Genomic DNA, 11,944 nt, shown 5'->3' with positions numbered 1-11,944 from the left:
CTTCACCATCATGTTCTCGTCCCCGCACCCGTACACGGTGACCTTCACCCGCGCCACCCCCGGCGGTCGGTGACGGTACCCTTCGATAGTGACCGGCGATCCGCTGCCGAGATTAACTTTCCCTAAAGAGTTTGTTCCCGATACGATGGCTTAACATATCGTCCCACGCGGGAAGAACTAGCATGGCCCGTGACTCGCCGGAAGAGCGGCGTGATCCCCGGTGACCGCCGGGCCGAGAACGACGACGTACCTCGGACGGTCGATCGCGGATCCCCGTCAGATCTTCGGGCGCTTCGGACGCTCGGAGGAGGTGTCGTCCGGGCGCCCGTCCCCCCGCTTGAGCCTTCTCCTGACCTTCTTCAACATCCTCTTAGCCCTCCTGGGGAACTCTCCATCGATCATCGCCGGGGAGAGACCCCGCAGCCGGTACTCCAGCAACTCCCGGAGGATGCCCGGACGATCCGGTATCTCGACCCTTCCGAGCTCGAACGCATCGAGAACGCTCCCGGAGAGCCTCTCGAAGGCGTCCGCGGCTTTCCTCAGCTCCTCACGTTCCGATCCTTCGAGTCCTTCCAGGAGCTCCTCGATACCTTCTCGAACCGTGCGACCCAGATCCGGAGCGATCGGGAAGTACGCGAGGTCCAGCGCCACCATGAGCGCGTGTAAGAGCTCCGAGGCGTCCACGAGCCTACGATCGACCTCCATCATCATCACCGTTCGCTCGAGCGGCCTCTCCCCGGAGGTGTTTTCGACGACCTTCAGCGCCACCAGCGTGGAAACGGTGAGTATCGCGAGGTCGGATCGTGGCCCCGGATCGCGAGCCCACCCGAGATCCAGGAGGAGCGAACCTTCCGACCAGAAGAGTCCGAAAATATCGTCAGAGAGCTTCAGAATACCCGAAAGATCTCGCTTAACGTTCTCGACCCGAACTTCCCCCGGGAATCCTTCGGGAAGCCTTCCCGAGCCCCCTTCGGTGCCCACCAGCACGTGCACCTCGTACCCGACAGTCTCCATACGTTTCACCACACTCAGAGCCCGAGCGGGGGCTCTCGATCCCCAAGTGGTCGGTACGTAGATGGTAACCCGTCCGGGTTCCACGAGTCCGTCCTCGACGAGTTTCAGCGGTAGATCCAGACGACTGCCGACCTCGACTTCTCGACATCCCGCCCCTAGTCTCTCCAGCACGCCGGAGTCCACGGTGAGTGAAGGTCCCTTCGGACGTGCGTACACTACGAACGCGTTCAACCTCAAGAACCGCCATCCCCCACGGAGCAACACGCGGCCACCATCGCCTTACCGATTCTCCGTAGAGACCACCGCCGTACCGTACCGGAACGCGCTCCTCCCGGGCGGCGTACGGAGCCCGGGTGTTAACTTAATGAAAAACCCGGGGGTTCACCGCGCGTCGTCATTATCGACCGCCGTACCGCCGATGAACCGGCGCTTCACATACGCACGATCGCACGGGCGGTGTGGACGCTCCGGAAATATAGCACATCCCGACTCCCTTTTTAAGGGCGATCTACCTCATGTCTTACTTCAGGGAATACGACGGGTGATGACAGCGGTGGGCGCGGACCGATGACGAGCCTAGCCCCATGCTGACGCACCCGTCCGGCCCTAGCGACGTCCCGTGTGGAGAGTGTGGAGAAGTTGTTACTCGGATTTACAGCGGGTAGAATCCACCGTGGAGCCTTGGGCACACCATCTCCGAATTTCTAAACAGTAAAGGCACTGATCGGGCCGTTTCCGTGTCATGTTCAGGGTTGATTTCCCCCCAGAAACCATCCGAACGTCCCTCAGTGAACACCCTGGAGCCGACGTGTCCCGTCGGAGTCGTCCGGAACGATCCGTGAAGCGTGCCGGAACCGCGCGTAACGGCGGCCATCAACCCAGGGCACGACGCCCACCGACGCTACCGTTGACCGACGTGTTCTCCCGGTAGCGACCCTGTAGTAGCGTGGACTCATCATCTGACTGTCTCGGGCCCGTGTGTGGTTTCACCCCTCATCCCGAACAGTGGTCACAGGAGTACGGGAACGTCACGTTAGCGGTGAACGGGTCGAACCGACCGGGGGCCGACCACCGCCCGTGAGGTCAAAGCCTGAGTTTCGGAGCCCTTCAAGGTTCGCGTCCGGAACGATGTCTGAGCTCACCGAATGAAAACAATGTGACGGTCCGAAATCGTTCGACAACGTACGATGGACACCGGCGGATGTTAACGGACGAGAAACTCATAACGGCCCACGATGGAACCGGATCACAGGTGATTCCGGTGAGTTACACTGAACGTGCTGTTAGCTGTGAGAATGGGAATACCGGGGATCGGAAAGCGTATACGGCTAACGTGTGTCGGATACGTGGGCGCAATCCCGAGGACGTTCTGAGGGTGTGTTCCGATTGGGCACCACACCCCGAGCCACGACCTATGATCCGGACGCTAGGATTGGGGAAGTCGCGAGTAGGTTCGGCCTCCCTACCCGGGTTCTAATCGAAATAGTTCGAACCGAGTCGTTCCAGCGCTCGCTGAGGCGCGTCACCTCCGGTAAGCCGGTAGTGTTAGACCTCCGCGAGCTGGACTCCGATCTAGCATCCTGGATTGCGACCCATGCCAGGCTGGTCGAACCGGCGCTCCGCGAGCTCGTCAGAACGGTGGCCCCGGATGTCGAACCACGCGTGAGGTTCCGAGGTCTCCCCCATCGGTTCCGGAGGGTAGAGAGAATACGGCCCATGGACGGAGCCCTCATCTCGATCGAGGGGGTAGTCCGCGAGGTCCGAGGTGCCGAGAGGTTGGAACATGCGATCGTCGACACGGGCTCGGAGCTGGTGGCCGTGCGGCTCCACGGCCACCGCCTCGGACCCGGACTCCGGGTCGAGATCCTCGGGATAGTTCGATCGGCGACGTTGGACGCGCTGGAAGTTCACAAGAAGGACCCCATCCCGGAGGTACACCCCGACCCCGCGGAGCTGGAGGAGTTCCGCGAGCTCGCGGATAAAGACCCGCTAACGACGTTCGCCCGTGCGATCGCCCCGCTTCCAGGGGCCGAGGAAGTCGGTAAGATGCTCGCCCTCCAGCTCTTCTCATGCGTCGGAAAGAACAGCGAGCGTCTGCACGTACTGCTCGCGGGTTACCCGGTCGTGTGCTCCGAGATCCTACACCACGTTCTGGATCACCTCGCACCCCGGGGTGTGTACGTAGACCTCCGACGCACGGAGCTCACGGACCTGACCGCGGTCCTGAAGGAGGACAGGGGTTGGGCCCTTAGAGCCGGTGCGGCCGTGCTCGCGGACGGCGGTATCCTAGCGGTGGACCACCTCGAAGGGGCCCCGGAGCCCCATCGGTGGGCCCTCATGGAGGCCATGGACAAGGGTACGGTAACCGTCGACGGGATCGCGCTGAACGCCCGATGCGCCGTCCTAGCCGCCATCAACCCTGGTGAGCAGTGGCCGAGTGATCCTCCGATCGCCCGGATCGACCTGGACCAGGACTTCCTCTCCCACTTCGACCTCATCGCCTTCCTCGGGGTCGATCCACGACCCGGGGAGCCGGAGGAGCAAGACACCGAAGTACCGAGCTACACGCTGCTCCGGAGGTATCTCCTCTACGCGATCCGCGAGCATCCGAAGCCCGAGCTCACAGAGGAAGCGAGGAAGCGCTTAGAGCACTGGTACGAGACCCGACGCGAGGAAGTCGAGGAGCGCCTCGGGATGGGTCTCCCGACGCTCCCCGTGACTAGGAGACAGCTCGAGTCCGTAGAAAGACTCGCGAAGGCTCACGCTCGCATGCGTCTCTCCGACGATGTCGAGCCCGAAGACGTGGACATTGCGGCCGAGCTCGTGGATTGGTATCTCGAGACTGCTATGCAGATACCGGGAGGGGATGAGATCAGGATCTCGTCGCTCAAACCCTGAGTCTCGGGCCGGCTCCGACTTCATACCCTCATTTTCTATGCTCTCTGTATTCATATTATGATATTATACGAGCAGGAAGACGCGCCGGAGAGCCTTACCCGTCGCAGACCCGGGCCGAGGCCGTACCACCATCCACGCGGTTAACTCACAGGAACCCGTCTGTCAACACCCTTATCGTCGCACGCTGGTGACCACCGAGGGGCTGACGATGTGCCGCCGATCCCCATCGTCCTCGCGCTCTTGATCATGATCGGACCGGCGAGCGGGGCGATCGTGGAATTCTCGGAGGAACCTGAGCTCGTTGGGAAGCTGATAAGCCGGGTTCACGACCTACGGGCCACGGAGGGAGCGGTCCGAGAACTGAACGCGGCGTTCGCCCCGGGTGAGGTGGCATCTGTGAGCGGTGTGTTCGTGTACCCACCGGGCAGTCCTGATCGAGTACCGTGAACACGTCGTCGTCTCGGTGACGGGCGGGCGGATCGCGGTTTCCCTGCCGGACGGATCCACGGTGGAGGTTCCCGCCGACTCGTGCCTGCTGGAGCTCGGCAGCCCGGATATGGCCGCGTACCGAGTCGGGAACCGGCACTACGTGGGTTTCCCTATCGCGGTGACGTACCGCGGTCGGATCTACCTACTAGGGAGCTTCCGACTGACCATGGGAGACGCCCCGATCGTGGAACGGTACGCGATGAGGGTCCTTCGTAACGGGGTCGAGTTCGACGTCGGGTACTCCGAGATCACCGTGTACGAACCCCGAACGTTACCCGTGGACCGCGTCCTCGCACCGTTCATCCGGGCGGCTTACAGCGTCCGATGCACGAGCGCGGAACTCCGTGACGGTGTACTCGGGCTCACGCTGGAGGTCACCGAGGCGCGGACGGTCGAGGTCTCCCAGGGGAAGAGCCGGGCTCCCGTCGAGCGTTATCTCCTGCTTTGCGATCTGCGAGCGGGCACCTGCCGACTGGCCGGACCCGTAGGCGGGTCACCGACGGATGACGATCACGGAATCGTCTGCGCGTACGATCTGAACAGCGGCGAACTCACATTCACGATCGTGGGTGATTCCCTCCCACGGCTACCGCCGCTCCTCGAGGAACTGGGTGCCGACCCGGCGGTGATCACCTCCCTGAAACTCGTCGGTAAGGTACTGTCGGGTGACTATTGGGCGACGTCTTGGGATTACTGGAACCTCGTGAAGCGCGCCTCGGATCCGGCCGTACGCCATATCCTCGAGCGCTCCGGGATCGTCGCGGCGGTACCCATGCGAGTCGTCTTGCATCCGGAACTGTTGTTGGGAGGTTACCTTCTCGCGGCCGGAACGATCGCAGGAACCTCGTTAGGGTTAGTATGGCTCGTGGGTCCCGATATCTGCCGAGATGCGGGGCCGCCAAGACACTTCCCGGGTGCCTGTTTCGAGTCATCTACGGGCTGTTCCTGTACGGGCTGACGGTACTCGCTTACGACGTCGTGGACGCACTCCGGAGCGTGGTCCTCTCGCTCTCCCGACTCCGCGCGTTCCTACCGTCAGGATTCGAAGAAGCCGTGAGAGACGTCGTCCAAGCTCCAGTCCTCGAGGGAGGCCACCAAGCGTCTGACCGCGGAGATGGCCGGACTACCCCCGTGGATGGCGGGCGCCCTGTACGGACTGATCGAGGCCATCGGTTGGGATGAACTCCGGCCGGAGGCCCTCCACGACCTCATGTGGCGCCTCACGTTCCACACCGTGACCGCGTCCGCCCCGACGATCCCGGCCGTCCTTTACCACGCGCTGGTGAACGGGAGCCCATACAAGTGGACGACGACCGCCGGTCTGCTCGTCGATCTCCTCACCTACTCCCTGAGTGCCTTCTTCGGACTCAGGTCGTGAACTTGCTACGACTTACGGGGAAATCATCCGGAGACCCTCCAGAGGCCCCTCGAAGAGTCTCATCCCATAAACCACGTTCCTACACTGCGAGGCTCTACCAACACTTAAATTACACGTCTGTCGGGATGTGGATGCACGAAGGATGTGAAGATACCGAGACCGACGCCCCCGAGAGACCGTCGTACGCGTCGTGGCACGCGACCGTTGCAGATCTACTTCCAGCACAGTGGCGCGGGTACTTTGGGGAAAGTTTATTACCAACTACGAGCATTTGAGGTCATGGACAACGACATACAACGCGACATCGTGATATTGTTACCAAACACCAACTTAGGGGAACCGAGACGATGACGCGATCTTCCATTGTCGTTCTTGTGGCTCTCCTGTTAACATTAGCAGCTCCAACTCATGCAGCTTTGTTAACAATGACCTTACCTCAGTCAATTACAGTTCATATTACGGTGTACAACGATAGCGACGCGTACAGTGAGGATCAAGTCAAGGCTTACGAGGATTTCCTGACTTGGTGTGAGGAGAACGGCGTGAAGGTGGCGGTGTTTCACTATCCGGAATGTGAGTTCGAAGCGCCCGGGATCACGGCCGTAATCCGGGAACACCTGGGCAAATCCGTCGAATTCGTCGGATCCCACGGTACCGCTCACTCTATTGCCGGACTCCCACCAGAGATCGAGCGATTGCAGATCGAGTACTCGTGGGAGTTCTTCAAAGAACAGAACCTAGAGCCGGGCCTCCGTAAGGACGTGGTCTCACCGTCCATCGAGTGGGTCATCGACGAGAACTTCGTGCACGTCTGCCGCGAACTCGGGATCAAGTGGATCGTTTCCGGGTACCGGACTTGGGAGTTCAACCCGGAGAAAGTAGTCTCGTGGCAGGGCGAAGATATGGACTACCTCGCGGACGTGCTCATCGTCAAGAAGTTGGACATCGATGGAGACGTGGTGTACGTCTGCCCGGTGATCGATTTCGGAGAGCTCGTGGACGACGTTGAGCAGGACATAGGCCCCTACGGCCTCGAGAGCCTTAAGGGGGCGTTCCGACGGGCCGTTGAGACGTTGCTCAACGTGGGCGCGATCAAAGGGAACAACGACGGAAAAGCGGACCTCGTACTGTGGGTACTGATCCACCCGTGGCAGCTGGTCGAGGAGATGGGAAGCACGGGCAGGACCGGCCTCGATCTGATCGAGGAGTTCATCAGATGGGTTAAGAGCGGGAGCCTCGACTTCACCTTGTACGGCGTAATCCCAGTGCATTTCGAGCTGGAAAGACCTTCCGAGTGCCTCGAGCTAGTGCGTGAAATCGCGGAAAACCCGGACGCCTACGGGCATCCCGATGTCACGATCAGCGACTTAGACTGGACTAGCATGGTGCACGCGAGTGATCTGCGCACGGTGGAGGAGTTGGAGAAAAAATACCCGGAGATCGTGAAACTATGGCGGGAAGGTATGGACGTACTGAAGTCGATCGCTCCGCGGCTGCAAAGGCTGAAGAGAACCGAGCTGGACCCGCTGGTCCGTGACGTCGTGCTCAGGACCGTCAACGAGGCTCAGCTGAGCTGCATGTGCGAGAGCGAGGGGATCATCCAGTACCTGGAGGTCTGGAAGGCCGAACTGGAGCTGCTACGCGACTACCTCGACGGTTCGGCTTCGCTCCTCACGACTTCGGCGGATGATAACCACAGGGTCCTGGTGTTCCAGTACTCCGACGGTGGGATAGCCGCCGTGTTCCTGGACCGGAACTGGTGGTGTCCATCCCCCGGGGTCGTACGTGGGAAAGTGACGCTGGACCGCGCCGACCCGACGGATCTCGTGGTGAGAGGTGAGTTCACCTCCGTCGGGTTGAGCGATATCACCGGCGGGAGGATCGTCGTCGAGGACGAGAATGGGGATGTGATCGCGGAGGTCCCGTTCACGCTGGACGAGCTCGCGAGCGGTGTCACGATCAGCCTCCCGAAGGACCGACGAGCGGACACCGTGTACGTTGTGTTGAGTGGAAACGTGCAGGGACGACTATGGGACCAATTCCAGATCGACCTGAGCCTTCCGATCCGGTACCGCGAGCGAGTGTCAGCGGCACGCTATCCCTAATCGAGAAGACTCCGGAAGGCGCCACACTGGAGGTCCGGTACGAGACGCACACGGTAGCCTGCACTCCGGAACGGCTCGTGATCACCCTCTACGATCAGAGTGGTGAGATCGTGAGCCAGGAGACGATCGAGGATCCGCCCGAGACCGGCTCGGTGAGGTTCAAGGTGACGGGAAGTGGCTCGTACCGCGCCGTCCTAGTACTGCAGTGCTCGAGCGGTCTGACGACCGAATCCGTGGCCTCGGAGCTGAGCACCGATGTGATGGAGATCGTACTGCCGAGCGTTCGTATACGGGCAAGCACGGACGTGCAACCCGGACCGGAAGGCGCGACGTTGAGGGTGGATTACGACGTTGACGCCAGTCACGCTGAGGTGGACGGTGTCGAGGTGGTCCTGTACGACGAGGATGGCTATGTGGTAGGGAAGAAGGAAGTCTCGGACCTGAGCGGCTCGGTAACGTTCGATGTGGATAAAGACGGTACGTATAAGGTCCTTATAACCGCACGTTGCCGGGACGCCGACACCGGTACACAGTTCAGCACCACTACCGAAACCGGCGTGACCGTTCAGATACCGCGGGCGAGTGTGAACGGTGCGTTATCTCTTGTTAAGAAGACGCCTAAGAACGCGGTACTGAGTGCCTACTACGAGATAAATACAACAGCTTGCACTCCGGAGCTACTTGAGATAGCACTCTACGATGAGAACGGCAATCTCATGGATCGGAAAGTCGTCAATAATCCGCCTAAGACGGGTTCAGTAACGTTCACGGTAACTAGAAGTGGCTCGTACTACGCCGTCATGACACTACAGTGTTCAATAGACTCGGTGACGGAATCCGTTGTGTCGAAGCTAACCACCGATGCGGTAGCAGTTGTCTTACCGAGTGTCAGGGTGGACGTGGACGCACGACCCACGCCGGAAAGCGCGACGCTGAGTGTCGAGTACCGCGTGAACGTCGACCGCGCCGAGGTTGACAGTGTGGAAATCTTCCTCTGCGACGAGAGTGGTAACGTGGTAGGCAGGAAAACACTCGCGGATCCGAGCGGGTCGGTAACGTTCGAGGTGGGCCGAGAGGGCACGTACAGGGTTCTCGTGACCGTACACTGTCGGGATGCGGACACCGGCACGTCGTTCAGCGCGACCGCCGGGACGGACGTGACCGTCAAGCTCCCACGGTATCAACCCCACTCCCCGCAGTCGAGCGCGGAGGGTAGGACCGAGGGCGAATTCCATACCCAGTCCGGCGCGCGATCCGCTACCGAGGAGCAGCGGGGTCAGACGATCCGGTCGGCGAACCGGCTCCAGGAGCAGCGTGAGGGTAGACCGACGACCCAACCCACTACCGAGTCATCATCGTCTGACCGGGTATTCCCGCCCGAGAAGCTCCAGGGGAGAGCTGAGGAGAACGTGGTGGAGGAGAAGGGGAGCGGAGGAAGGACCGGAGGGAGAAGCGAGGAACGGGAACGGTTGGAGGAAACACAAAGCGCCCTACAGCGGGGCCGACCGACGTCGGCCGAAATGGAAGCCCGGATAGCCACCGTAGAACTGACCACGGCCGGGAGGTCGTTCCTGATCGACGTGTTCGAGGACGGAACCCTCCGAGTGACTACCGAGGACGGGACCGTCCGTACCGTGAAGCTCCCCCTCAATGTCAAGTCCGTGAACCGTGTGACCCCGACCACCCTCGAGGTCACGTTGCAGAACGGTAGGAAGGTGTACCTGACCGTGGACGAGCGGGGGCGGCTGTTTCCCAAGAAATTCGTGATCTTGGGCGGCGCGGAGAAGCCGCACTTACGGGAGGGTACCGGTCACGCTCCGATCTTACCGGTGATCCCGATCGTACGCCGTCGTCGCCGCTAACGCTTCTCCTTCACGTCTCCGACTTCTTTCGACCCGATGGAGGCGTCGAGCCGGACGGCGACGGAGGGGGTGAAAACCCGGAATGCGAGTCCTCGTGATGGCGATAGTAGCAGTTGCGATGGTCGCGAACTCGGCAAGCGCCATCACGGGCAAAGCGACCACCAACGGCGCTACTCCCGAGGAGATGCTCGAGAACCTCAGGGTCCACGTCGTGGCAGAGGAAGGTGCGACGCTGGACCTGAAAGAACATCCGGTGGTCGTGGGTGAGCACGCCGTGTACGTAGTGATGATCACCGAGGGGGACGCGAAATCGAGCGGCGAGACCTACGAGGAGCAGCCACTGCTGGTACCGCTCCCGAAGGACGGTGTCCGAGTAGAGGGCGACACGCTGACGGTCACGCGACCCGTCGACACCATCGGATACTGCCTGAGTCCCGGATCGGCCGTGCCGGGATGGAACGGCCCGGAGTCCCTCGTGGTGCCCACCTGGGAGGGACTATCGTCCAAGCTCGCGATCGCGGTGAAGCCGGACAAGATCGAGCAGGTCCTGGCGACGGGAGTGTGCGAGCCGGAGTGGGTCAAGTACGTCAGGATAACGCCGACCACTGTCCGCCGAGCGGTACGGATCCTGGACTCCAACGTCGAGTGGACAAGGTACTTCTCATGGGACGCTCAGCTCAAGATCTGGGATGCGCTGTGGCCCACTGAGTCGGGATCGTCGCTGACCGAACTACTGCCGAAGTTACTACCGACGGCCGTGCTGGCACTGCCGCTGATCGCGTACCTGACGACCCAGTACCTGACCTCGCACGCGGAGGGGACCTTCTCACCCGGACCCACAGGATCGACGGTTCAGTCGGTGAACCCTGGGTCCCCGCAGGAAACGTCCGAGGCTCAACGGGAAACCCAACAGGAGGTCATCGAATCACCCTCCGGCGGTGAAGAGACGCCGACAATCACGACAATCACCGAGTCGACACCCTCCGAGACCATCGAGGCCCACTTCGCCGCGGTCAAGGGAGGTCCAACGACGCGTGTATCGGCCGGGAGTTCGGTCGGCGGAGCTACCGGAAGGCCGGTAAGGACGGGAACCTCCGGCGTGTGCGTCGGGGAGCACTCCACCGGAACACCACCGCTGCTACCGATCCTGGCGGTGCTAGCGGCCACGACCGGCCTGTTACTATGCCGCAAAGGACTCTCGCCCTGACTTCTTTCCAGGAAATGTTACAAGGATCGTAACCTTTCGGACAGGGCATGCGGACTGTCGGACCGTCCTTCGCATCGCAGACGTAGATCCCACCGGTTACACCCACGGTAACCCGCACGTCCCGAGGGTCGAACCCGTTGTCATCCTCGATCTCCGAGCTGCCGTTACGACCGGTCTCGAGGGACGTTCCCGAGATCCGATGCCGATGGATGTCGACGAACGCGTTCCGAATTCGACCGCCAGGAACCCGTGTGAACCGTCGAGAGCGCGTGAGAAAGCCCGGTGGGTACGATCCCGATCCACCAACTCCTGGAATCCGGTGAAGGGAAGGGTCGAATTGCACGAACTACTCACATTCCTCCTGACCGTACTCTCTCCGGTCGCAGGACTCGTCGACGGTGGCTCGATGTACCTCACCCCAGACGTGCACACGGTCGTCGGCACCCAGTGGGACGTCACGAGGGTCGTCCTCACCACGCCCGAACTGGATGAGGGGGCAGTGTTCGTCCGCGAGGGTGATCGTTGGCGGGAGACGATGGAGGAAACCAGTACCCGCTTCGGATCCCTCCGACGGCTCGACGATGTTCGAGTTCGGTGGAGCGGAGGGCTCCTCCACGTTCAGTGCCCGAAGTCCGCGGAAGTACTCCTGTTGGTACCCGATCCGGAGGGAATTCCGGTAACCGAGGGCTCGACCTTCCTGGAGGGCGGCCCCCTACCCGAGGGCGCGCACGTACTCCTCGGTGGGTGCGTCCGGATCCGCCGGTACAGGGGCCCCGTCGTCCTCGAAATCCCCTTCGAAACCGCCCGCGAGTCGATCGTGAGCGTACGCTGGATCGAGGGTACGACTTACTACGAGTACACTGACTGGGCCGCACACGACTGGGATCGGAGGTTTCGACCGGCTTTCCTGCTGCCTGCGCTGGTGTCGTGCGTACGCAGGTGTGGGTGAAACCTCGCGTGGTCCGGGCCTCCCGTCACGTAGGGCGTGAAG

General features: G+C 61.5%; 10 protein-coding genes. 9 read left to right on the top strand and 1 reads right to left on the bottom strand.

Annotated features, from left to right (window positions below):
* Positions 1-276: 276 nt before the first annotated feature.
* On the bottom strand, positions 277-1,251 hold the full coding sequence (locus MK_RS05930; RefSeq protein ID WP_011019489.1) for a hypothetical protein: 975 nt from the start codon (positions 1,249-1,251) through the stop codon (positions 277-279).
* A gap of 1,149 nt (positions 1,252-2,400) precedes the next feature.
* Here MK_RS05930 and MK_RS05925 point away from each other — a divergent pair.
* From MK_RS05925 to MK_RS05885, 9 genes are all read left to right on the top strand, one after another.
* Complete coding sequence (locus MK_RS05925) at positions 2,401-3,912, top strand: Mcm2-like OB fold-containing protein (RefSeq protein ID WP_148679706.1); 1,512 nt, start codon at positions 2,401-2,403, stop codon at positions 3,910-3,912.
* A gap of 210 nt (positions 3,913-4,122) precedes the next feature.
* Positions 4,123-4,359: a hypothetical protein gene (locus tag MK_RS05920; protein ID WP_011019487.1), complete on the top strand. Its 237-nt coding sequence runs from the start codon at positions 4,123-4,125 to the stop codon at positions 4,357-4,359.
* A complete protein-coding gene (locus MK_RS05915; protein WP_011019486.1) occupies positions 4,316-5,359 on the top strand; it encodes a hypothetical protein in 1,044 nt (347 codons plus the stop codon). The genes MK_RS05920 and MK_RS05915 overlap by 44 nt, the downstream gene beginning before the upstream one ends.
* Before the next feature lie 156 nt (positions 5,360-5,515).
* Positions 5,516-5,779, top strand: coding sequence for a hypothetical protein (locus MK_RS05910; RefSeq protein ID WP_011019485.1), 264 nt, complete (start codon positions 5,516-5,518; stop codon positions 5,777-5,779).
* Positions 5,780-6,240: 461 nt separating this feature from the next.
* Positions 6,241-7,884, top strand: coding sequence for a hypothetical protein (locus tag MK_RS05905; protein WP_011019484.1), 1,644 nt, complete (start codon positions 6,241-6,243; stop codon positions 7,882-7,884).
* A complete protein-coding gene (locus MK_RS05900) occupies positions 7,809-9,746 on the top strand; it encodes a hypothetical protein (protein WP_148679704.1) in 1,938 nt (645 codons plus the stop codon). The genes MK_RS05905 and MK_RS05900 overlap by 76 nt, the downstream gene beginning before the upstream one ends.
* Positions 9,747-9,828: 82 nt before the next feature.
* Positions 9,829-10,953: a hypothetical protein gene (locus MK_RS05895; protein WP_011019482.1), complete on the top strand. Its 1,125-nt coding sequence runs from the start codon at positions 9,829-9,831 to the stop codon at positions 10,951-10,953.
* 137 nt (positions 10,954-11,090) lie between these two features.
* Positions 11,091-11,276 (top strand): hypothetical protein, encoded by a 186-nt coding sequence (locus tag MK_RS05890; RefSeq protein ID WP_148679703.1) that lies wholly within the window; start codon positions 11,091-11,093, stop codon positions 11,274-11,276.
* A gap of 14 nt (positions 11,277-11,290) precedes the next feature.
* Complete coding sequence (locus MK_RS05885) at positions 11,291-11,902, top strand: hypothetical protein (protein ID WP_011019481.1); 612 nt, start codon at positions 11,291-11,293, stop codon at positions 11,900-11,902.
* The last annotated feature ends 42 nt before the right edge of the window (positions 11,903-11,944 follow it).

The organism is Methanopyrus kandleri AV19, assembly GCF_000007185.1.
Classification (GTDB): domain Archaea; phylum JAADCQ01; class Methanopyri; order Methanopyrales; family Methanopyraceae; genus Methanopyrus; species Methanopyrus kandleri.
The sequence above is the reverse complement of the archived record's forward strand: the minus strand, read 5'-3'. Positions and strand labels throughout refer to the sequence as shown.